This is a genomic window from Enterocloster lavalensis (assembly GCF_046603895.1).
GTDB lineage: Bacteria > Bacillota > Clostridia > Lachnospirales > Lachnospiraceae > Enterocloster > Enterocloster lavalensis.
Genome location: NZ_CP176637.1, coordinates 3,333,521 through 3,356,240 on the forward strand (window position 1 = coordinate 3,333,521; position 22,720 = coordinate 3,356,240).

Consider the following 22,720-nt stretch of genomic DNA (forward strand, 5'->3'; position numbering starts at 1 on the left):
TATGAGAATAATGCACGTTTTCCGCGAAAAAAGAGCATTATCACCGGCCTCACGGCCGCTGTCAAATTCTGCGGACGGCTCTCTGGCTCTGGAAGCCGCTCTGGCGCTCACCCTGTTTCTCTTTGCCTGCGTCTGCCTGGCGGCCCCGATCAAACTGTTTGACCAGCAGCGTAAAATTCAGGGAGCGCTGGAGCAGGCGGGGGAGGACCTGAGCCGGTACGCCTATGTGAAATACTGTCTGGATAAAGGGGATGGGGAGGTAGAATGCGGGGACGACATCGCCTCTATTCTGACCATCGGTTATGTGCGGCAGAAGGTAATGTCCGTGGTGGACCAGCGGATGATCCGGCAGGTGTCCCTGGTAGAATCGCGGATTCTCGAAGATGATATGATCTGTCTGCGCGTCAGCTATCGTTTTTATCTGCCGGTGGCATTTCCGGGGATAAGCAGTATTCCGATGGAGGCGGTCTGCGTAAGGAGGGCCTGGACCGGGGCGGAGGGAGGGCGTCACAGCGCGTCCGGAGCCAGCGGGGAGGTAGAGGACCCGATTGTCTATGTGGGAAAGGGCTCCACGCGCTATCACCTCAGCGCCCGGTGCCATTATCTGCACAATAATCTGCAGGCGGTGGGCAGCGGGGAGGTGAGCGGTTTACGCAACGCGGAGGGAGGAAGATATTCCCCCTGCAAGCGGTGTGTCAGTGGAACGCCGGGCGGGACCGTATATGTCATGCCCAGCGGCAGCAGTTACCACACGTCCCCGGACTGTACGGCGATTGTGGCCTATGTCCGGGCAGTGCGCAAGTCAACAGTGGCGTATCTGGGCGCCTGTTCTTATTGCGGAAGGGAGTAAAGAAAAATGAATACACAGTGGGGAATGTGGATCAGCGGAATCATGAGGCTGGCATTTCTTGTCTACCTGATAACCGCGGCCTGGCAGGATTTTAAGTATCGGTCCATCCGCTTCTATGTTTTTGCCGGATTTGGCATCGCGGGGGGCGTGCTGCGGTTTACGTTTCTCTGTATGGAGTGCAGTATTCCGGGAAGCTGGCAGCCGGCGGTGGCGGATACGGTTATGGCGCTGGGAATCGGCGGCGGCCTGCTGGTTTTGTCGGTTCTGACCCGGCAGGCTGTGGGGGCCGGGGACGGCTGGTTCTTCGTGGTGTCCGCCCTCTATCTGGGGTTCTGGAAAAATGTGCTGCTGTTGGCCGGAGGGCTTCTCATCTGCTTTTGTTACTGCTCCGGCCTGTTGGTCTGGGGCAGACTGCTCAGGGTATCCGTGAGAAAACGCAAGATTCCGTTTCTGCCCTTTTTGATCCCTGTTTGCCTGGGGATTGTGCGCCTGTGAGGGGCGGGCGGTATTCCGGCAGCTATACCGTGGAGGCGGCCTGGGTGAGCGCGGTGGTGATTTTGGCGGTCGTTACCACAATTCAGGCGGCGTACGGTCTGCGGGGGCGAGTGGTGCAGGCCATGGTGCTGCACGAGGCGGTGGAGACCGCCAGGCATGAGAAAGGCCTGACGGCCCAGGAGGTGCAGACACGCTTCGAGCGCACAGGCGTGCGGCTTGAGCTGCAGGAGCGCGGCGGGATCATAGACGGGCAGGCGGCGGCTGACTGGTGGGAGGTTAGAATACAGAGCACAAAATTCAGGCCGGAGGAATTTCTGCGCAGGATAACGCTGCTGGAACAGCTGGAGGAGGGCAATGGAGGTTCACTATAAGAGAGAGATGAAGCACAATTACCTGATTGTGGAGCCGGACGAGGGGAATAAGCCGGGATATGAGGCGCGGATGCTGCTGAATAATGCAGTGGAGGGCCTTCTCCGTTTTCATATTAAGTATATGGACGAGCGTCAGAGCTATTATTATGACATTACATCCATGCAGCCCCTTGGACGGATTTTGCAGAACCGTTTCATCGACCGTGGGGAGATTTGCCAGCTGCTGATTCAGCTTCATGTGGCGCTCAGGCGTATGGAAGAATACCTGCTCTCCGAGGACGGCCTGCTCCTGGATCCGGATTACATCTATGTGGAGCCGGAGGGCTTCAGAACCGGTCTGTGCCTGGTGCCGGGCATGTCTGGGAACTTTCCGGACCGTCTGAGCCGGTTGCTGCAATATCTGATGAAAAAGGTAGACCACAGGGACAAGGAATGCGTTGTGCTGGCTTATGGATTGTACCAGGAGAGCCTTAAAGAGAATTTCAGCGTGGAGGATCTTATGAAGCTGGTGCAGCGGGAGGGCAGGACCATGGAAGCCTCCGCCCCTGCCACACTGGCCACAGATTTTGATCCGCATTGGGAGCAGGGCGGAGGCATAGATGCGACCGGTCGGCAGCGGCAGAGCTGGGATGAAGGGGGAGACAGAGCGGCAGGAGGGGCAGGGCCCGGAGAACGGGAGCGGCGGTTTGAATCGGGGGAAAATGCCGGTGAGCCTGGGGTGAAGTGGGCAGAGGCGCGGGAAGGCGAGGCCCAAAAGACAGGCACGAGCGTACCGCTGTTTCTTCGCCTGGTGTTGAAGCAGCTTGTTGTGATCAGCCTGATTGCCGTCGGAGCGCCCGCTTTTCTTTGGTTTATAAAGGGACCGTCGGCAGTCGGGCGTTTCCGGCTTCTTTGGCTGGTTCTTCCGGCTGCCGCCCTGGTTTTGACCGCGGTGGGAGATATTGTTTATGTTGTATTTGGAAAACGGACCGTGGGAGAAGCGCCCCGGGAAATGAACGGGAAAGCGTTGCCCAGTCGTTGGGAGATTCCAGAGGAGGAGCCGGAGCCGGAAGAGGAGGCCGGCAGACAGGAGCCGGAAGCGGAGGAGGAATTTCAGACCACGCTGCTGGCCGGACGGGCAGAGAGCGGGCTGGTAAGGCGGCTGGAGCCGAGGGAGGAGAAGATGGAGGACATTTTGATTCCATATTTTCCATTTATCATTGGAAAACATGAGGAGTTGGTGGATTACGTTTTAAACCGCAGTACGGTGAGCCGGCTTCATGTTCGAATTGATCGGGAAGGGGAGGAGTATCGGATTACGGATTTAAACTCCACCAACGGTACCATGGTGGGGGGACGTCTGCTGGAGGCCAACGAAACAGCCGGCATTTGTACCGGTGATGAGATTTGCATAGCCGATCTGTATTTTACGTTCCGATAAAGCGAATAATGAACGTTTGAAGCTTAACTTTAGGCATTTATATACATTTATTTATAAAATTTGATCATAAATATAGTATATGTGTTTACATAAAATGCGACCTATGATATAATAAAAAATTATGGAACAATAAGTTGGTTACATTGAGTTTCTCCCGAAAACAGGAAAGATTATGTTGTGACCTCTTAACAGTTGGAAAGTTTTATGATAATATAAAAACAATTTGGAATGCGAGGATGAGATGTGAGGGTTTATGGCCGGAAGACTGCCTATGTGAATACGGCAATTATTATCATAAATGTTCTGTGTTTCCTGTATCTGGAATTACAGGGTTCTACGGAAAATGCGGGGTTCATGCTGGCACACGGTGCCATGTTTGCACCCCTTGTCGTGGACCATGGACAGTATTACCGTCTGGTAACATCTGTTTTTATGCATTTCGGCGTCAGTCACCTGATGAATAATATGCTGGTATTGTTTGTACTTGGGGACAATCTGGAGCGGGCCCTGGGACATGTAAAATATCTGATTTTCTACCTGCTCTGTGGAGTCGGAGCAAACCTTGTTTCTATGACCGTCAATCTTATGACGGGCAGCCTGTCAGTGGGAGCAGGCGCCTCGGGAGCAATCTTCGGGGTGGTCGGGGGGCTGGTGTATGCGGTCGGAGTGAATCGGGGGAGACTTGAAGACCTGACCAGCCGGCAGTTGGGCGTTATGATTCTGCTCACACTGTACCACGGATTCACCAGTATGAATATCGATAACGCAGCGCACATCGGTGGGCTGGCGGCCGGTATTTTACTAGGTATCTTATTATATCGGAAACCCAGGCGTTACATGGGCTACGGTATATGAAGATAAAAAACCTACATGCCATCGTGCAGGGGAAGAAAAGGAGGAGATTAACATGGTGGATGAATCGTGCATATTTTGCAAAATAGCCAATGGCGAGATTCCATCGTCCACGCTATACGAAGACGGCGATTTTCGTGTAATACTGGACCTGGGGCCTGCGTCAAAAGGCCATGCCCTGATTCTGCCAAAAAGTCATTTTAAGGATGTGTGTGAACTGGATGGAACAATAGCGGCAAAGGTACTACCGCTCGGCGCCAGGATTGGCACGGCGATGAAAAAATCGCTGGGCTGCGCAGGTTTTAACCTGGTCCAAAACAACGGTGAAGCGGCTGGACAAACAGTATTCCATTTCCACGTACACGTGATTCCGCGCTATGAAGGCGGACCTGCGATTGCTGGCTGGACACCAGGACAAGCATCGCCGGAAGAATTAGCTGAGACGGCAGAGCTGATAAAGAACAGCCTGTGACAGAGTCCGGCACAGGACTTAAAATTGAACGGTGGGCAGGAGAATGGATTTCGAAGACAAGATGCATAGACAACAGTTTGAAGAGATGTATAATCAGTATCAGACACCCTTAAGGAAGCTCGCATACCGGTACAATGTGCCGGTTGATGACATTGAAGATATGGTACACGATACATTTCTCTCATACGCGCGTTCCGATTATTCGCTGGAATTGCCGCCGGATGAGATGCGCAAACTGTTGAGCAGAATACTGAAGAATCGCTGCATTGATTTTCATCGCAGCGCAAAACGGCGTAATTGTTACAGTATCGATGATGACGGATACTACAGGGAAGAAATATTTGTAAATGAAAAGGAAGAACCCCTGATCGATGGGATTATCAGCAAAGAGAAGTGCCGTGCACTTATGAACGAGCTTGAAAATCTTCCGATGAACTGGCGGGAAGTCGCCAAGTTGAAACTGATTGAAGGACGGCCAACCGATGAAGTATGCCGCCTCCTGAATATTTCAGAAAAGGCGTGTTACTCCAGGGTCAGCCGCATCCGCAAGTACCTTCAAAAGCTGATTAAGGACGAAAATTGGCCGTAAACATTGCTGCGCAGGCAGTTTCAAATTACTTCTGAGAGCCTGCGCAGCTTTCAATCAGCGAGATTACAGTGTCCACCGCATTGCTCAGCTTGCTCTGTTCCATGGCTGAGATATAGGCGGAACGCTCCTTGTACAGGGAGGTAATTGCCTCGTACAGGGAATCCTCGGTGATCATTTCCTCCTCCAGCACTTTGCTGAAGCCCTGCTTGGCAAAGGAGTTGGCGTTGAGAATCTGGTCTCCGCGGCTGGCGGCGGCGGACAGAGGAATCAGCAAGTTGGGCTTGCGCAGGGCCAGAATTTCACAGATGGAGTTTGCACCGGCTCTGGAGACGATCAGGTCCGCAGCGGCGAAGAGATGCTTCAGCGGCGCATCCACATATTCATACTGTACATATCCGGCGGTTCCAATCAGACTTTCGTCGAGATTGCCTTTTCCGCAGATATGTATCATCTGGAAATCGGGCAGCAGCCGGGGCAGGATTTTGCGCACGGCTGTGTTGACGGTAACAGAGCCCAGGCTTCCGCCAATTACCAGAATGACCGGCTTGCCGGCGGAGAGATGGGTATAGGAAAGACCGGATAAGCGGTCGCCGCGAAGCAGCTCGGCGCGGATGGGAGAGCCGGTGAGTACGGCCTTGTCCGCGGGCAGATATTTTAAGGTCTCGGGGAAATTGCAGCAGACCTTGGCAGCGGACGGGATGCAGATTTTGTTTGCCAGTCCCGGCGTCATGTCGGATTCATGGATAATCACCGGCACCTTGTGGTGCTTGGCGGCCAATACCACCGGCACGGACACAAAACCGCCCTTGGAGAATACCACGTCCGGTTTGTAGCGTTTTACAAGCTTCATCGCCTCAGCGTAGCCTTTCAGCACCCGGAACGGATCGGTGAAGTTTTTTATATCAAAATAACGGCGGAGCTTTCCTGAGGAAATGCCGTCGTAGGGAACGCCGGCGTCTTCGATCAGCTTGCGCTCGATGCCCTGGTAGGAGCCGATGTAGTGGATTTCATAGCCGAGATCCCGAAGCGTTGGAATCAGGGCCAAATTGGGTGTCACATGACCAGCGGTACCTCCGCCAGTCAATATAATTTTTTTCATAAAAACCTCCTGAAAAATTTACATGGAGAGGGGAAAAACTATTTTCCATGCGTTATATTATTATAGTAAGCGGAAAATATAAAAAGTCAACCCTAAAGCAAGAGGGAAGTTAAGGAGAATTTTATTGACAGAGGTGCCCAGTGGAAGATAAAAGAAAAGATATGATTGAGGACAATGAAATTGACCATCTCTTACAACAGCTGTACGGATTTTCGGACGAGCAGCTGCTGAGAGACTTCAAAGAGATGGAAGCGGACAACACGCCCCGCCCCGAGTTGGAACCTTTCCCGGACGAGTTTGACCGGATCTGGGAGGACATCCAGGCGGAACGGGCAGCCAGACTTACAGAGGAAGGAAAGGAGGTCCAGCCCAAAGAAGCCGCGACCGTAACCCAGACGCCGCGCAGAAGAAAATTGAAGTGGAAGAGGTTGGCAGCCGTGGGGCTGGCGGCCTGTTTTTTGACGTTGGGATTTTGTTTTGTGGCGGTGGGGAAGAAGTCGTATTTTTTCCGGACGAGAAGCGGAGCAGGAGATAACATTATTTTCAATAATGATAGTTCTATAATAGTAGCGGAAGATCAGGAGGTGGCATATGCCTCCATACAAGAAGCGTTTGGTAAAAAGCCCCTTAAGCTGGGATATATAGCTCCAGGGTTAACATTTGACGAAGTGGGGATAACCGATAGAAAAGCAACTATGAAGTTTTCGGACGGTAATAGAAGATTATATTTTGTTCAAGTCACAGATGAAACAGAAGCTTCAAACAGCCACAGATCAGATGCAAAAATTTATAGCACGGTTTCAAATAAGTGGTTAGTAAAAGAGATTACGATTAGAACAGAAAGAATAGATGATGTTGATTATTACGAAGCTCAGTTTTCGTATAATGATGTAGTTTGTTGGGTTTATGGAAATATGGAGTATGACGAATTCTCGAAAATTGTGGAACGAGTGGTATACTAAATAATATTTGGAGGGTGACAATGTTACGAAGAGTGTTAAAAACATTAGTTATAGCTGTATTAATAGTTACAATGAGTTGTTCAATAGTATATGCAAAACCGTATACTTTTTACCCACCGGTTGAAACCGAATCGAAGGTTCTTCCTCGCGGTGTTAAAGAATCAACAGTTCGCGTAACTAGTAATTTAAGAGGTGTTTTTTTCATAGCAGCAGATCTATCAATTATAAATAAAAACGGAAAAATAGGCGTTTCAGGAAAGACATATATGAGAGAGCCTGTTGATGAGGTATATGTAACTGTATACTTAGATCGGTTGGAAGCTGATAATAAGTGGAAACAGGTTAAGCTTTATGATATTGAATTTCATTCAGAGGATTATCCTGAGGGGCTTACAGAGCCTGGTTTTGATTTTGTAATAAGCGATCAGCCTTCAGGTCATACATATCGGCTGAGAGGAACATTTGCTGCATTTTTAGACGGTGCCATGGAAGGCTTCGGCCCAGTAACAGATGGAATATTGATCGAATAATCTCAATCCCTTAAAAAAGAGGCAGGTCCCCCGCTCCTCGCGGTCCCCTGCCTCTTTTCACATCCTACAACTCACACCACACTACTCTCAAATCCCCTTAAACTGTTTCAACGCCCGAGCCAGCTGATCGGGGCAGGAGGTGGGGCGGGGGCCACATTGGATGCCGTCCAGGCGGCGGATGGCTTCATCCACTTCCATTCCCTCCACCAGACGGGCCACGCCCTGGGTGTTGCCTGCGCAGCCTCCGACGAACTGTACGTTTGTCAATTTATTATCCTGCACATCAAAGGTGATCTCCTGAGAGCAGACTCCCTTAGTTTTGTATCGCATATGTTATGCCTCCTAAAAAATATGTTCATGATCGATTATATTCGCGAACCCTGGGAAATGTCAAGCAAGTTTGCGCCGGAACAAGCCCGGACAGGCAGAAAATTTTAAAATAGATTTGTCCTTGCAAACTTTTTTCATTCCGCTATAATATAGATTAGCTGAAAACAAGAAATGATCATCACAAGGAGGCAAGGAATGCTGGGAATTATTGGGGCTATGGATGAGGAAGTGGCCAAGATCAAAGAGATGCTCACCGATGTGCGGGTGGAGACCACCGCGGGAATGGACTTTTATATAGGAAAGCTGGCGGACAAGGACGTGGTTGTGGTCCGCTCTGGAATCGGAAAGGTTAACGCTGCGATGTGTACCCAGGTATTGGCGGACAAGTACCATGTCAGTGGAATCATCAATTCCGGCATCGCCGGTTCCTTGAAAGCGCAGATCGATATCGGCGACATCGTTCTTTCCAGCGACGCGCTGCAGCACGATATGGACGCCACCGGGTTCGGCTATGCGGTAGGACAGATTCCCAGAGTGGATACACTGGCGTTTGCGGCGGATGAGGCGTTGATCGAGCTGGCAAAGAGCTGCTGCAAGGACGTGAATCCCGATATCAATACCCATGTGGGGCGGGTGGTCAGCGGCGACCAGTTCATTTCCGACCATGGGAAGAAGGAGTGGCTGGTCAGCACATTTGACGGCTACTGCACGGAGATGGAGGGGGCAGCGATTGCCCAGGCTTCCTATTTAAATGGAATTCCCTTTCTGATTGTCAGGGCGATCTCGGACAAGGCCGACAACAGCGCCAACATGGATTACGAGACCTTTGAGGCCCAGGCAATCACACACACGGTAAATCTGATGACGGAAATTATCCGCCGTTACTAACACAAAATAGAATGGGTATTGCAAATTTAGGCTTTGGCCGAGCGGTTTGCAATGCCCAGTTTTTTTAAAAAGACAATCGTTTACCCCCTCACAGTGTAGCAAAATAATGCCGTGTTGGAATTGAAACTAAAAAGTTATCATGATAAAATATCAATGTGGACAGAATTGCAGAACAAGTCCTCGGCTGTGTGGAAAACCGCAAAATTTGAATAAAACCGCTTTATTTTATAAAGTAGCACTTTAACATTAAAAGGCTAATCGGGACTTAAACTTAAGAAAAAAAGTTTCTAAAAAACTTTTTTGGGGAAATGAGTTGTAATAAATGTGGAATTTGGGGAAAGTCTCAAACGGTGGGGGAATATATTATGCATAGTAAACGCCAAAATGAAATTATCCGCTATTTATCGGAGACACGATTTGCCAGGATTGAGCAGCTGGCGGAGTTGTATCATGTATCCATGGAGACCATCCGCAGGGATTTGCTGGAGCTGGAGAAGGATTCGGCGGTCAAGCGGGTACGGGGCGGGGTTGTGTATAACAGCCTGCGCGCGCAGGAGGTGGAGTATGAAAAACGGATGGAGAACAACCAGCTTGAGAAGCACGCCATTGCCAAGCTGGCGGCCGGGTATATAAACGATGGGGATGCCATTGTGCTGAACAACGGTACCGCTACGCTGGAACTGGCCCGCAGGCTTGCGGAAATGTGCAAACAGCTGACGGTTGTTACCAATTCACCCAACATTGCGCTGGTGCTCAATGAAAATAAAGGCATCAGTGTGTATCTGACCTCTGGATATCTGAGAAAACACAATAAAAGTCTGGTGGGAAGCCTGTGCAGCGATTGTCTGGATAATTTCAAAGTGGATAAGGCGTTTGTCAATATTGACGGGATTTCCATTGAGGACGGGGTCACTCAGTATAATACCGAGGAGGCCGCTGTGGTGCGGAAGATGTTGGACATTGGCCACACGAAGATTGTTTTGTGCGAGTACAGCAAATTTAATGAGGTCGCTTTTAACCGGGTTTGTCCGGCGGAATATATCGACTGCATTTTTACGGATTGGAATATTTCTCCCAAGGAAGTAAAAAGCTGGGGAGATATCAATATTAAGGTGATGGTTGCACCCGAGAGTGTGAATTCCAAATAGGAAAAAACAGGAAATGTGGGAAATGTGGAATTGACTTGGAATTTCTTTTAAAACCACAAATGTTAGTTGTAAAATATAAATTAATGCCTAAGAAAGCTGTCAATTAGCCAAATTGACAGCTTTTATTAGTTTTGCTAAGATGATATCAGAAAAAAGAGCAAAGAGGGTGTGGGGTTACGAAAATGAATCAAACAAAAAAATTGATTGTCAATGGCAGGGTGGTACTGCCGGACGGCGTGTCAGAGGTGTCCTTGCTGATTGAGAACGGCAAAATCAAGGCTCTGTTGGATAAGGACACAGCGCCCGAAACGGATTGGGAGCAAATCGACGCGGGCGGTAAGATCGTGATGGCCGGTATGATTGACACACACAACCACATGGCGGATCCGGGACCATACAATTTCCGGGAAGATTGGTACTGTGGGTCCTGCAGCGCGGCTTCCGGTGGAATAACGACCATCTGCGACATGCCTCTTCCGTCGGAACCGGCGACTGTGGATCGGGCAGGATTCGAACGGAAAAAGGATGTGGCGGAGAGTCGGTCGGTAGTGGATTTTGCACTGTGGGGCGGTCTGATTCCATCCAGCCTAAAGGATATGAGCGAGCTGCACGATCTGGGCTGCATCGGTTTTAAAGGGTTTATGAGCTTCGCCACTGAAGCGTACCCGCGGATTTCGGACGGGTATCTGGTGGAGGGGATGCGGCAGTCGGAAAGATTTGGCGGGTTGATCGCTCTTCACGCGGAGAATGCGGAGGTTGCGGATTTCGGTTGCAAGCATTTTTCACAGATTCACTGTGCGGACGAGGCCTGTTTTGATCAGGCCAGGCCGTGGTGGACTGAGTATGAGGCCATCCAGCGCTCGGTTTTGTTCGGAAAAATGACAGGTGCCAGGACAATGATCTGTCACATGACCATCACGCAGGGTGCGGAATATCTGCGGAACGCCAAGAAGGAGGGCACGGCGGTATATGTGGAGACCTGTCCTCATTACCTGGTGTTCGATCACAACGTACTGCGGGAGAAGAAATCCTTTGCCAAGTGCACGCCGCCTTTCCGAAGCCGGGAAAATGTGGAAAAAATGTGGGATTATGTGAAGGACGGGACCATCGATGTGCTGGGATCCGATCACGGACCCTACACCGATGAGGAGAAGGTGCGGCAGAATGATTTCTGGAAGGAATACTGCGGATTCGGCTGTAACGACGTTATGCTGGCGGCCATGATTTCCGAGGGCGTCAACAAGCGGGGGCTGTCCTGGACAAGACTCTCAGCCCTCACCTCCGGAAACGCCGCCAAGATCATGGGGCTGTACCCTCAGAAGGGAAATCTCATGCCCGGAGCGGACGCGGATATCATACTCATCGATCCAGATGAGCGTTGGACCTATGACGGAACAAAGACCTTCTCTAAGACAAAGAGCGCTAAAGGGCCCTACCACGGGATGGAGCTTCAAGGCCGTGTGACGGACACCTTTGTCCGGGGAGAACGCGTGTATGGAGACGGCAGGATTCTCTGTGACGCCGGGTATGGAAAATTTGTTAAAAGCGGGACGCCCTGCCTGTGATACAAAGCGCCATACGCCGGAAAATGCCGGGGGTTGGTCATTCCCCGGTTTGCCTTCCATCTCACAATAAGGAGAAGTGTTTATGAAACAGATAAAAGGATACAAAGGCAGGGACAGGCTGTCCCGTTCAATTTTCAGCCACAATGGACTGACCTACGAGCTGATACCCGAGTACGGAAATTTTCCGGAGGAATTCGAGTTTTCCATGTTTTCGGGAGGATGCTGTGACAGGGAGGATAATCTGTTCATGATGTGCCGGGACGCGGCGCATCCGGTGGTGATGTTGGATGCCGAAGGCAACTACGTTAGGAGCATGGGGCAGGGGCTGTTCCGGGAGGTACACAGCCTGTGTGTGACGCCGGAGGACACGCTTCTGTGCGTGGACACCGGGCTGCACGTGGTGCGGGAGCTGACGAAGGATGGCCGCCACCTGCGGGATTTGGGAAATGTGGGAGTTCCCAGCGACAGCGGCTTTGAACAGGACGTCTGGCGCAGAATGCAGCGGGAGGGGAAGATTGTTCCCACCGATATAGCCTTCGACAAGGGCTGGTCCTTCTGGATGGGGCTGCAAACCATCAAACGGGCAGCGCCGCCCTTTAACCGCCCTACCGGTGTGTGCGTGGGACCGAAGGGCGATATCTTTGTCAGTGACGGATATGGAAACGCCGCTGTTCACCGTTTTGCGTCCGATGGCACCTGGCTTGCGACCTGGGGCGGACCCGGGGACGAGCCGGGAAAATTTTATGTGCCCCATAGCCTGTGGGTGGACTCCTTAAACCGGGTATGGGTCGGGGACCGGGAAGCCAACAGCGTCCATGTGTTCGACGAGAATGGAAAAATATTGGGCTATATGAACGAAAATCTGTACCAGCCTACCGCCATATGGTCCGATGGCCGCTATATCTACATCGCGGAGCGGGGAGGCGGACTCACCATCGCGGACATGGAAATGGAAATTGTGGCCCAGTTGGGTTTTTATAACTCGCCGGTCCGTGCCCATGGTATGTGTGGCAATTCCAAAGGAGAGCTGTTCCTGATGCCGCTCTCCACCTATGACCGTCATTTTCTGATGAAACTTGTGCCGGTTAGCTGTTAACCGGTGCTGAAAATAACAAATGGAATTTTACACCAGAAAGCGAGGAAGAGAGATATGAGAAAAATGAAAAAAATCTTATCCGTGGCATTGGCATGTGTATTGACACTGGGCCTGGGAGCATGTTCCGGCAGTTCCGGCGGGGGAACGACCTCCGGCGCGGCCAATTCAGCGGCTCCCGCTGCTACAGAGGCGGGAAGCTCTGCGGATAGCGCGGGCACAACGGCTGCGGCCGCGGAGACCAAGGCCGAAAACAGCGACGGCCCCATCATTGTTGGCTTCCTGGGCTGGTCTTCCGGCGCGGATGCGATGTACGGCTTGGTTCCCCAACACCTGTTAGAGACTTATTTTAAAAAAGTAAACGCTGCCGGTGGATGGCTGGGGCGTGAGATCGACTTCAGAACTTACGATATATCCGGCCTTGACGGCGATTTCTCCGAGGCGGTAAACGCGGCAAACAAGCTGATCCAATCCGGAGCAGTGGCGATTCTCGGCCCCAGCAATTCCACTCAGGGCGCGGCCGTGGCAGAGCTGTGTAACCGGGCAGGCGTGCTGCACATTCCTTCCAGCGCATCCCAGCTGGTTACGGTTGACGACACCGGAAATGTCCGTCCGTTTACATACCGCAGCGGCCCGGTAAACACTGACCAGGTGGTCACCATGGCTTCCTACACCTACAGTGAACTGGGCAATCCCAAGGTTGCTATTCTCTATGAGACCACTCAGGTGGACACGGTGGACATGGCCAAAGCCTTCAAGGATACCTACACCGGACTGGGCGGAGAGATCGTGGCAGAGGCAACCTACCAGATTAACGACGTGGAATTCCGCGCCCAGCTGACCAGCCTGGCGCAGTCCAACCCATCCTACCTCTTTATGCCGGTCATGGGCTACAAGGAGGCGGGGTATGTGGCAAAACAGCTCTCCGAGCTGGGACTTGGAGATATCAAGTTAATCGGAAACTACGTGTATGACACTGAGGACCTGCTCACCCTGGCAGGACCGGAGCTGGAGGGCTGTATCTTCGCAACCGACGGCGATTTAAGCGATTCCCGTTTTGATGAGATCAAGGCGGAATATCAGGAATACCAGCAAGCCACCGGTATGTCGTTACACATGCCAGGCCTGAAGGCGTTCAATGAGGCCAAGATTTTGGAGTACGCGATTCTGACCAGCGGTTCCACCAATCCCGATGAAATGCGCAAGGCATTGGACGAGACTGCGGGATTTGATATGATCACCAGTCCGAATAAGGGATATGATCCCGCGACCCACAATCTTCTGGGCCTGGAATTCACCATCAAGGCCGTGAAGGACGGGGAGTTTGAGACTCTGGGCAAGTACGCAATGCCAGGTAAATAGAAAGAACCCGCACCTGCAAAGCCCTGTGTAATTCCTGAAGTCAGGAATTACGCCGCGGCTTTGCAGGTGCACCTGTGACGGACAGGCGGAACGCCGCGCGGTGTGTCCGTGGAGGGCATACATCCGGCGCGGAACGTTTCTTCACGATTAATGATAAGGCGGGGTAACATAAATGATTCTACAGCAGTTAATTACGGGGGTTTCCATCGGCAGCGTGTACGCGCTTCTCGCCGTGGGATATGCGCTGGTGTTCAGCGTGTTCAATTTCTCCAACTTTGGTTTCGGGCCGGTCATGATGCTGGGGGCATTCGGCGCACTGTTCGCCATCGAACGGACCCACATGGCGTTGTTTCCCGGCATCCTGGTTGCACTGGCCGTGGCGGCCGTTATCTCACTCCTGATGGAGGTGACGATCTACCGACCTATGCGCCAGAAAAAGGCTTTGAAAGTGTATCTGATGATCGCGGCTCTGGGAATCAACACCTGTGTTCCCAACTTCTGTATCCAGCTCTGGGGCGGCGCGGTGCGTCCGTTTCCATCCGACTGGGCCAAAGCCGTGATCCGTATCGGCAATATCGCCATTCCCAGGGCGGACATTCTGGCCGCGGTTTTATCCGTCATCATGCTGATCCTTCTCTGGTGTTTCCTGTACAAGACAAAAACCGGTCTGGGAATCCGGGCCAGCGCCTTTGACTCCAACACGGCGGGACTTATGGGAATTAATGTAAACCGTGTGGCCGCGGTGGTGTTCCTGCTGTCCGGCGCTACGGCGGGTTTGGCCGGATGTTTCTACGGGATGAAATACTCGGTATATCCAAATATGGGCGTTGTGGCGACCAAGGGGTTTGTCTCCGCCACGGTGGGCGGCCTGGGCAGTCTGCCCGGCGCTGTGATCTCGGGTCTGCTTCTGGGGTTTTTGGAGACGATTATCTCTGCATATGTCTCCACAACCTACCGCGATCTGGTGGCTTACGGCCTGCTGGTCATTGTGCTGATCTTTAAGCCCAACGGCCTTCTGGGCAAGAGCGCCCACGATAAACTGTAAGGGGGAGGAAACACATGGGATATATTGAAGGCATTATGATCAGCGCCTGTATCAACATTGTCTGTGTGGCCGGTCTGGCCATACTGACCGGTTATATCGGTCTTTTCTCCATGGGGCATGCCTGTTTTCTGTGCCTGGGAGCGTATACGGCAGGTATTCTCACAAAATTTTACGGGGTTCCGTATTTTATCGCACTGTTAGGCGGTGGAGCTGTGGCCGGACTGTTCAGCCTAGTTATCGGAATTCCCACGCTGCGCGGAAAAATGTCAGCGGACTGTTTCACCATCGCCACCTTCGGTTTTGGCGAGGCCACACGCGTGGTGATGGCCAATGTGAACCACCCTTACGTGGGCGGCGCTCTCGGGCTTTCCGGGCTGGAATCGCTGACAACGCTGCCGCGCGCCATGATTTTGGCGGTTCTGGCCGTGTTCTTTGCGCGCAATTACGCAGAGTCCCAGCACGGTAAAATTGCCATCGCGGTCCGGGACCATGCTGATGCCTCAGAACTCATTGGCGTCAACATTTTCCACGAAAAGCTGAAGGGGCTGATCATCAGCGCATTTTTCTGCGGCGTGGGCGGCGGCATGATGGCTCACTATTATACCTATATTGTTCCGAATATTTTTGGCGGAACTATGTCCACGAACCTGCTGACCGCAGTGGTTTTGGGCGGCGTTTGCTCCATCACCGGTCCGGCGCTGGCCACAACCGTGCTCACCGCCACCCCGGAAGTGCTCCGCTTTATGGCGAACTGGCGGCTGCCCATGTACGGACTGGTGCTGATTCTCACCATGCGGATTCGTCCGGAAGGACTGATGGGCTATAAGGAACTGTCCTTAAAACCGTTCAAGCGCCTGTACCGGAAGTTAAGAGGAAGCGGTAAAGAGGGGAGGGAGGTTTAGAGATGTCATTGCTGGAAATTCAGAACCTTTCCATTCATTTCGGCGGTGTGAAGGCGGTTCAGAATGTTACCTTCTCAGTGGAAAATGGAGATTTTATCGGTCTGATCGGACCAAACGGCGCTGGTAAGACCACGGTGTTCAACGCGGTGACCGGAGTGGTTCCCCCCACACTGGGGGATATCTATTTTGACGGGCAGCGGCTAAACGGCATGCGCCCGGACCGGATCTCCCATTTAGGCATTGCCCGCACATTCCAAAACATCCGCATCTATCCCAGAATGACGGCGCTGGAAAATGTGGCCATCGGTCTGGACAGCCGGGCCAGCTACAACACGGTATCTGCCATGCTGCGGCTGCCCCATGTGGTCAAACGGGATAAGGAGATCAAGCAGACCTGTCTGCAATATCTGGATCAGGTGGGCCTTATACAGCACCGCGACACGGAGGTGGGCTCCCTGCCCTACGGTTTGCAGCGTAAGGTGGAGATCGCCCGCGCTCTGGCTACCGGTCCGAAGCTTCTGTTCCTGGATGAACCCGCGGCGGGCATGAATACGGCGGAAAGCCTGGAGCTGGTGGACTTTTTACGGAAACTGCACCGGGAGACGGGCATCGCCATTGTGCTGATTGAACACCACTTGGAGGTGGTGATGGAGGTATGCCGGAATATTCAGGTGTTGAACCTGGGCCAGCTTCTGGCCAGCGGCACGCCGGAGGAAATACAGAAAAATCCCGATGTGATCAAAGCCTATCTGGGAGAGAGGAGGAAGCGCGGTGGAGAAGCAAACTAACGATATCCTATTGTCGGTCCGGGATCTCAACGTGTTTTACGGCGGAATTCAGGCGATCCATGGCATTTCCCTGGATATCCGGCAGGGGGAGATCATTTCCATCATCGGCGCCAACGGAGCGGGAAAATCTACCCTGCTAAAAACCATTGCCGGCGACAAGGAGATTGGGAGCGGAAGTATTGAGTTTGACGGAAGGCCGCTGCCCGGCCGGATTCACCAGTTTTCCCAGCAGGGAATCTGTCTGGTACCTGAGGGGAGAAAGATTTTTGTAAACCTTACGGTGCTGGAAAATCTGCAGGTGGGGGCTTACGCCCAGAAAAGCAAGGCGGTCATCGCCCAGCGAGTCGAAGAGGTGTTCGACTTGTTTCCGCGGCTGAAGGAGCGGGCAAAGCAGATGAGCGGTACTCTGTCCGGCGGGGAACAACAGATGCTGGCCGTGGGCCGGGCGCTGATGGCGGCCCCCAAGCTGATGATGCTGGACGAGCCGTCTCTGGGACTGGCGCCAATCATCATCGACGAGATGTTTGAAAAATTTAGGCAGATTAACAAGACGCACGGAACCACCATGCTGATCGTGGAGCAGAACGCCCAGCTGGCCCTGGAGACTGCGGACACCGGATATATTCTCAATCTGGGTAAAATCCAGCTAAAAGGTCCGGGCTCCGAACTTTTGGACGATCCGTACATTCAGGAAGCCTATCTGGGCTTCAAGTAAGCGATTCGCGGAAAGGAAGTAAACATATGACCCTTGATTTGATGATTCACGGCGGCTATGTGATTACCATGGAAGGCCCAGGCACGGGCATCATTAACCGCGGGGCTGTGGGCATAAAGGGCAATAAAATCATCGCCGTAGGAGAAGAACAGGATGTGATGAGCCGGTATACGGCCCACCGTTACATCGAGGCTAAAGGGAAAGCGGTCATGCCGGGCTTTGTGAACGTCCACATGCACACCGGCGACGCCATTGTGCGCAGCTGCGCTCAGGATCTGCCGGGAAAAATCTGGCGTTTTAAAGGCATCCTGCCCCTTCTTGGGGTGGCCCGGGACGAGGATTTTGCCGCTGCTTCCCGTTTAAATATTGTAGAGGCGCTGCGCTCGGGAATCACCACCTTCGGCGACTACTATTCCCCCATGACGGAAATTGTAAAAAACCACATTCAACTGGGAACCAGGGCGGTGGTCAGCGGCATGATCAACGAGCTGCCGCCGGATGTGTCCGTGGTGGAGGTGGATCAGCTGATTCCCCTGGATCCGGCGGTGGGCCAGCGTAAGCTGACGGATAACCGGAAGCTGGTGCAGGAGTACCATGAGAGCTTTGGCGGGCGCATCACCTGCCGCTACGGACCTCACTCTGCGGCTATGTGCTCCGAGGAGATGCTCCGGGAGATTAAGCACCTGGCGGATCAGGATGGAGTCGGTATCTTTACCCATCTGGTCCAGACAAAGGAGGAGGTCACACAGACCCGGCTGCGCACGGGGAAAGCCCCGGTAGCGCTGCTGGAGTCCTTAGGATATTTAAATAAGAAGCTTCTGGCCGCCCATATGACCTACGCATCCCTGGACGAGGTGGAATTGGTGGCACGGTCGGGCGCGGCCCTGGCGCTGTGCAGCACCAGTATCTCAGTGGTCAGAGGCGCTCTGCCGCCGGCCCAGGAGTTCGCCGGATTCGGCGGCTGCGTGGGGCTGGGTACGGATCAGGTCTGCAACTGCACCAATATGTTTGACGAGATGAAATACGCCGCCCTGATCCACAAATACAAGAACCACGATGCAACCATATTCCCGTCCTGGAAGATATTGCGCATGGCCACCATCGAGGCGGCCCGGGCACTCTGTATGGAGGATACCATCGGTTCTCTGCGGGAAGGCAAACTGGCGGATCTGATCATTCTGGACCTGTCCGGACCGCAGATGAATCCCATTTATGAGCGTCCCATCCGCAATCTGGTTCCCAATCTGGTTTATTCCGCTCTGGGAAATGAGGTGGAGTCCGTGATGATCGACGGGACCTTCGTGATCGAGAACGGCAGACTTACCACAGGAGATGAAGGAGAGATTATCAGTGCGGTGAACCGGGCCGCCGCGCGGATTTCAGAGGAGATGGAGGCCCTGCCCTGGACCGCCGGGCTGCCCCTGGCCCAGTGGACGCGGGACGGTTACTATTAAGCCCTCAGCAGAGGAGAACAGAGGTGAGACGTTATGTACAATGAACGCCAGAAGGAAATGATTAAGTACCTGTCCGAGGTCAAATTTGCCAGGGCGGAGCAGCTCTCGGAGCGATTTCAGGTCTCTCTGGAGACGGTCCGCAGGGATTTGATGGTGTTGGAGCAGGGTTCCTCCATACGCAAGGTACGGGGCGGAGCGGTTTACAGCAACCTGCGGGCCAAGGAGATGGAGTTTGAAAAGAAAATGGAGAACAACCAGCAGGGCAAATACGCCATTGCCAGGATGGCGGCGGAGTATATCAACGACGGCGACGCCATCGCAATGAACAACGGCAGCACCACCCTTGCCCTTGCCAAATGCCTTCAGAACAGTAAAACGCAGCTCACCGTGGTCACCAACTCACCGGACATCGCCCTGATTCTGAGCGACAATGAGAACAATCAGATCTATCTGTCCTCCGGTTATCTGCGCAAGCACAATAAAAGCCTGGTGGGGGGCATGTGCAATGAATGTCTGGGCAACTTTAAGGTAGATAAGACGATTTTAAGCATCGACGGAATCTCCATCCAGGACGGCGTAACGGAGTACAACACCGAGGAGGCCGCCACTCTGCGCAAGATGCTGGAGATCGGCCACACCAGAATGATCCTGTGCGAGTTCAGCAAGTTCAGCGAGGTGGCGTTTAACAAAGTATGCAGCGCAGACCGCATCGACTATGTATTCACAGACTGGAACATTCCGGCCAGGGAGGCGCGGGCCTGGAACGATATTGGCGTAAAAGTGCTCTCCTCGCCCCAGCAACAGCTTTCCGTGCTCCCTTAAATGTGACTTCAGAATCGATTTATAGGAGAATTTGACGAACGATTCTAGGCTCTCTCAACTTCCCAAATGAAAAACCCGTGGTTATAATGTAGGAGCAAACATAACCACGGAACATTTTCCGGGAAGAAAGGGGAGCTTTTTTATGATGAGTTTCTTACAAACAGGAAAGGCACTGTATGTGCTGGCGGCCATTTGCCTGGCCGGGATTTTTACCAGGCTGGTGGCAGGGAGCTTCTACAAACGATTAATTAAAGAGAGTACGAATTTGGCACTGACCAAGAACAAATGCCTGCGGGCGCTGCGGCAAAACGCGGAGGATACATATCGGATCAATCAAGGAATGAGTAACACCAGAGTTTATCTGGAGCGGCAAATGTACGGCATGCGTATGATGGGGATGTCCGTGCGGGGATTGGACAACCTTTCCGGCCAACTGACGCTTCTCTGCTTTTTGGCAGGCGGCGCGGCGGCTTTCATGTCCTACTGGTACAGAAGCGATAACTACTATATTGTATTGTACGGCACCGTGGGAATCCTGAGCGGAATGCTCACCATGCTGTTTGATTATGGAATCAACCTGGATTCCAGAAAACAACAACTGATGACCTGCCTGCAGGATTATATGGAAAATGTCATGCTGCCGAGAATGGCCCGGGAGGGAACCGGAGATCATGTGGCGGCGGTAGCGGAGGAAGAGCGAAGGGAACCCACCCCGGTCCGCTCCCTGGCCAGAGAGCGCAGGGGCGCAGGCAGACGGGGATTGGAACAGACGGCGGCCAGCCGGGAAAAGATCAAAGAGACCATCAAGAATGCGGACGCGCAAAATTCTGGTGAGAACTGGCTGCAAGATTTAAATCCGGATCAAAAGCGGGTCCTGGGAGAACTGCTCAAGGAGTTTATTTCGTAGCTCCCGGGCGAAGGGAGGAGAGCTGAGGGCATTTTTTGCCTGAACATATCGCATTTGAAATGCATTTATGGTATAATGAAGCAGAAGTCAGGTTTGCCAGGCTTGCTGCGCAAGTGCAAAACCGCCCCGGGGCGGCGGCGCACCGTGAGATAGATAGGCGGACGTGCGCCTGGCGGACAGGGCACGGGTCCGCATGACATAGATTCCATGGGACAGGCCCATGAACATAAGAAAAGGAGAGCAAAAGTTATGGGAAAGGAAGTAACGTTTGATTATTCCAAAGCGGCCGGCTTTGTTTCCGCAGAGGAGATGGCTAATTTTAAGACCACCGTTATGGCGGCAAGAGATACGCTGGTTGAGAAGACCGGCGCAGGCAACGATTACCTGGGATGGATCGATCTGCCGGTCGATTATGATAAGGAAGAATTCGCCAGAATTAAGAAGGCTGCCGCGAAGATTCAGGGCGATTCCGACGTGCTGCTGGTGGTAGGCATCGGCGGCTCCTACCTGGGAGCGAGAGCGGCCATCGAATTCTTGTCTCACAGCTTTTATAATGTGCTGCCGAAGGGCGTCCGAAAGACCCCGGAGATTTACTTCGTTGGAAACAGCATTAGCAGCAAATACATCCGCGATTTGCAGCAGGTGCTGGAGGGAAAAGATTTCTCGATCAATATTATTTCAAAGTCCGGCACTACAACCGAGCCGGCGATCGCCTTCCGCGTATTTAAGGAAATGCTGGTAAACAAGTATGGCAAAGACGAGGCCAGCAAGCGTATCTACGCAACGACCGACAAGGCGCGGGGCGCGCTCAAAAACCTGGCAGACCAGGAAGGTTATGAAGAATTCGTCGTACCGGACGATGTGGGCGGACGTTACTCCGTGCTCACCGCCGTAGGCCTTCTGCCCATCGCAGTCAGCGGGGCAAACATCGACAAACTGATGGAAGGCGCGGCATCCGGAAGAAAGAAAGCGTTGGAGCTGCCCTATGAGACCAACGCGGCGCTGCAGTATGCGGCTGTACGCAATATTCTGCTGCGCAAGGGCAAACAGGTGGAGATCACCGCAAACTACGAGCCCAGCCTGCATTATGTATCCGAGTGGTGGAAACAGCTGTTCGGAGAGAGTGAAGGAAAGGACCGCAGAGGCATTTTCCCGGCATCCGTTGACCTGACCACAGATCTGCATTCCATGGGGCAGTTCATTCAGGACGGAGCGCGTATCATGTTCGAGACCGTGATCAACGTGGAGGAAAGCCCTGCTGAGATCCTGCTTCAAAAAGAAGAAGTGGATACCGACGGCATGAACTACCTGGCGGGCAAGAGCGTGGACTTCGTAAACAAGAGCGCCATGAACGGCACCATTCTGGCTCACACGGATGGGGATGTCCCCAACCTTCTGGTGACCGTGCCGGAGCAGAATGAATTTTATCTGGGCGAACTGTTCTATTTCTATGAATTCGCCTGCGGCGTGAGCGGCTATATTCTGGGCATCAACCCCTTCAACCAGCCCGGGGTTGAGAGCTACAAGCGGAATATGTTCGCACTTCTCGGCAAACCCGGATATGAGGAGCAGAGAGAAGCGCTGTTAAAGAGACTGTAAGCCAAGAGCTGTATATAGAAAATTTCATAACGCAAAAGCCGCCCCGGATTTTCTCAGGCCACGGGGCGGCTTTTTGTGTCTGTCAAAGCTTATTCTTCAATGATCTGAATTTCCAGAAAATCAAAATCAACGGAATCTATAAAGTTATCCTGAGTGAACCGGGTCTTGTCGTGCAGCTGGAAATCCCGGACCGTGGCGTCCAGCCACAGCGGTTTTGAGAGATCAAACTCATAACAGATATCATCCAGAGCCTGGAATATCATCTGGGTCCGTGACAGCGAGTAGTCGCCAATGCAAATGACCTTGTCCCTGACCAGGCGGTTGTCTTTCATGATTTTTCCCCACATTCTGAACATAAGCGGTCTCCTCTTTCTCAATCTCAATCATCTCATAATCATTCTCAAGCGAATTTAAGTATAACATAAAAAATCTAAAATAATATCAAAAATTTTGAATAAATCC

The 22,720-nt window shown here is 52.5% G+C and carries 25 protein-coding genes; 22 read left to right on the forward strand and 3 right to left on the reverse strand.

From position 1 onward, the window contains the following. Position 1: 1 nt before the first annotated feature. The 7 genes from ACK2JC_RS14895 to ACK2JC_RS14925 all read left to right on the forward strand — a co-directional run bounded on the left by ACK2JC_RS14895 (position 2) and on the right by ACK2JC_RS14925 (position 5,049). Complete coding sequence (locus ACK2JC_RS14895) at positions 2–850, forward strand: hypothetical protein (protein WP_276951717.1); 849 nt, start codon at positions 2–4, stop codon at positions 848–850. A gap of 6 nt (positions 851–856) precedes the next feature. Next, entirely contained in the window at positions 857–1,345 is a 489-nt protein-coding gene (locus tag ACK2JC_RS14900) for a hypothetical protein (protein WP_320937545.1), read from the forward strand. Beyond that, positions 1,342–1,716, forward strand: coding sequence for a hypothetical protein (locus tag ACK2JC_RS14905; RefSeq protein ID WP_320937544.1), 375 nt, complete (start codon positions 1,342–1,344; stop codon positions 1,714–1,716). The genes ACK2JC_RS14900 and ACK2JC_RS14905 overlap by 4 nt, the downstream gene beginning before the upstream one ends. Further along, a complete protein-coding gene (locus tag ACK2JC_RS14910; protein WP_320937543.1) occupies positions 1,700–3,136 on the forward strand; it encodes a DUF6382 domain-containing protein in 1,437 nt (478 codons plus the stop codon). Before ACK2JC_RS14905 ends, ACK2JC_RS14910 begins: the two co-directional genes overlap by 17 nt. Positions 3,137–3,409: 273 nt before the next feature. Further along, on the forward strand, positions 3,410–3,991 hold the full coding sequence (locus tag ACK2JC_RS14915) for a rhomboid family intramembrane serine protease (RefSeq protein ID WP_330407338.1): 582 nt from the start codon (positions 3,410–3,412) through the stop codon (positions 3,989–3,991). A 52-nt stretch (positions 3,992–4,043) separates the two neighbouring features. Beyond that, positions 4,044–4,460, forward strand: coding sequence for an HIT family protein (locus ACK2JC_RS14920; protein WP_092368861.1), 417 nt, complete (start codon positions 4,044–4,046; stop codon positions 4,458–4,460). Positions 4,461–4,503: 43 nt separating this feature from the next. Then, positions 4,504–5,049: an RNA polymerase sigma factor gene (locus ACK2JC_RS14925; RefSeq protein WP_092368858.1), complete on the forward strand. Its 546-nt coding sequence runs from the start codon at positions 4,504–4,506 to the stop codon at positions 5,047–5,049. Between the two features lie 25 nt (positions 5,050–5,074). On the opposite strand, the gene ACK2JC_RS14930 is transcribed toward ACK2JC_RS14925, so the two are convergent. Next, complete coding sequence (locus ACK2JC_RS14930; RefSeq protein WP_092368855.1) at positions 5,075–6,148, reverse strand: undecaprenyldiphospho-muramoylpentapeptide beta-N-acetylglucosaminyltransferase; 1,074 nt, start codon at positions 6,146–6,148, stop codon at positions 5,075–5,077. Positions 6,149–6,288: 140 nt separating this feature from the next. Here ACK2JC_RS14930 and ACK2JC_RS14935 point away from each other — a divergent pair, with 140 nt between their 5' ends. Both ACK2JC_RS14935 and ACK2JC_RS14940 read left to right on the forward strand, forming a co-directional pair. Then, the gene (locus tag ACK2JC_RS14935) at positions 6,289–7,110 is read left to right on the forward strand and encodes a DUF4367 domain-containing protein (RefSeq protein WP_368271141.1); all 822 of its coding nucleotides are present in this window, start codon (positions 6,289–6,291) and stop codon (positions 7,108–7,110) included. A 20-nt stretch (positions 7,111–7,130) separates the two neighbouring features. Then, positions 7,131–7,640 (forward strand): hypothetical protein, encoded by a 510-nt coding sequence (locus tag ACK2JC_RS14940; RefSeq protein ID WP_320937541.1) that lies wholly within the window; start codon positions 7,131–7,133, stop codon positions 7,638–7,640. 87 nt (positions 7,641–7,727) lie between these two features. On the opposite strand, the gene ACK2JC_RS14945 is transcribed toward ACK2JC_RS14940, so the two are convergent. After that, a complete protein-coding gene (locus tag ACK2JC_RS14945) occupies positions 7,728–7,970 on the reverse strand; it encodes a TIGR03905 family TSCPD domain-containing protein (protein WP_007706948.1) in 243 nt (80 codons plus the stop codon). A 195-nt stretch (positions 7,971–8,165) separates the two neighbouring features. Between ACK2JC_RS14945 and ACK2JC_RS14950 the strand changes: the two genes are divergently transcribed. From ACK2JC_RS14950 to ACK2JC_RS15010, 13 genes are all read left to right on the forward strand, one after another. Beyond that, positions 8,166–8,858 (forward strand): 5'-methylthioadenosine/adenosylhomocysteine nucleosidase, encoded by a 693-nt coding sequence (locus ACK2JC_RS14950; protein WP_092368847.1) that lies wholly within the window; start codon positions 8,166–8,168, stop codon positions 8,856–8,858. A 365-nt stretch (positions 8,859–9,223) separates the two neighbouring features. Next, a complete protein-coding gene (locus ACK2JC_RS14955; protein WP_166434539.1) occupies positions 9,224–10,006 on the forward strand; it encodes a DeoR/GlpR family DNA-binding transcription regulator in 783 nt (260 codons plus the stop codon). Positions 10,007–10,188: 182 nt separating this feature from the next. Further along, positions 10,189–11,571 carry an allantoinase AllB gene (gene allB / locus ACK2JC_RS14960; protein ID WP_320937540.1) on the forward strand — a complete coding sequence of 461 codons (1,383 nt, stop codon included), beginning with the start codon at positions 10,189–10,191 and terminating at the stop codon, positions 11,569–11,571. Positions 11,572–11,653: 82 nt separating this feature from the next. Next, complete coding sequence (locus ACK2JC_RS14965) at positions 11,654–12,667, forward strand: hypothetical protein (protein WP_320937539.1); 1,014 nt, start codon at positions 11,654–11,656, stop codon at positions 12,665–12,667. Between the two features lie 54 nt (positions 12,668–12,721). Next, positions 12,722–14,026, forward strand: coding sequence for an ABC transporter substrate-binding protein (locus ACK2JC_RS14970; RefSeq protein ID WP_320937538.1), 1,305 nt, complete (start codon positions 12,722–12,724; stop codon positions 14,024–14,026). Between the two features lie 172 nt (positions 14,027–14,198). Next, positions 14,199–15,071 carry a branched-chain amino acid ABC transporter permease gene (locus ACK2JC_RS14975; protein ID WP_007706962.1) on the forward strand — a complete coding sequence of 291 codons (873 nt, stop codon included), beginning with the start codon at positions 14,199–14,201 and terminating at the stop codon, positions 15,069–15,071. Between the two features lie 14 nt (positions 15,072–15,085). Next, a complete protein-coding gene (locus ACK2JC_RS14980) occupies positions 15,086–15,973 on the forward strand; it encodes a branched-chain amino acid ABC transporter permease (RefSeq protein ID WP_320937537.1) in 888 nt (295 codons plus the stop codon). 2 nt (positions 15,974–15,975) lie between these two features. Next, positions 15,976–16,761: an ABC transporter ATP-binding protein gene (locus tag ACK2JC_RS14985; RefSeq protein WP_302326797.1), complete on the forward strand. Its 786-nt coding sequence runs from the start codon at positions 15,976–15,978 to the stop codon at positions 16,759–16,761. Continuing rightward, the gene (locus ACK2JC_RS14990; protein ID WP_320937536.1) at positions 16,745–17,476 is read left to right on the forward strand and encodes an ABC transporter ATP-binding protein; all 732 of its coding nucleotides are present in this window, start codon (positions 16,745–16,747) and stop codon (positions 17,474–17,476) included. Before ACK2JC_RS14985 ends, ACK2JC_RS14990 begins: the two co-directional genes overlap by 17 nt. 26 nt (positions 17,477–17,502) lie before the next feature. Then, a complete protein-coding gene (locus tag ACK2JC_RS14995) occupies positions 17,503–18,930 on the forward strand; it encodes an amidohydrolase family protein (RefSeq protein WP_118754356.1) in 1,428 nt (475 codons plus the stop codon). 33 nt (positions 18,931–18,963) lie between these two features. Beyond that, complete coding sequence (locus ACK2JC_RS15000; RefSeq protein WP_320937535.1) at positions 18,964–19,752, forward strand: DeoR/GlpR family DNA-binding transcription regulator; 789 nt, start codon at positions 18,964–18,966, stop codon at positions 19,750–19,752. 142 nt (positions 19,753–19,894) lie between these two features. Next, the gene (locus ACK2JC_RS15005) at positions 19,895–20,659 is read left to right on the forward strand and encodes a hypothetical protein (RefSeq protein WP_320937534.1); all 765 of its coding nucleotides are present in this window, start codon (positions 19,895–19,897) and stop codon (positions 20,657–20,659) included. A gap of 249 nt (positions 20,660–20,908) precedes the next feature. After that, positions 20,909–22,258, forward strand: a complete 1,350-nt coding sequence (locus ACK2JC_RS15010) for a glucose-6-phosphate isomerase (protein ID WP_227167191.1) — start codon at positions 20,909–20,911, stop codon at positions 22,256–22,258. Positions 22,259–22,347: 89 nt separating this feature from the next. Here the strand turns inward: ACK2JC_RS15010 and ACK2JC_RS15015 are convergent, their stop codons facing one another. Further along, on the reverse strand, positions 22,348–22,614 hold the full coding sequence (locus ACK2JC_RS15015) for a hypothetical protein (protein WP_118754358.1): 267 nt from the start codon (positions 22,612–22,614) through the stop codon (positions 22,348–22,350). Between the last annotated feature and the right edge of the window lie 106 nt (positions 22,615–22,720).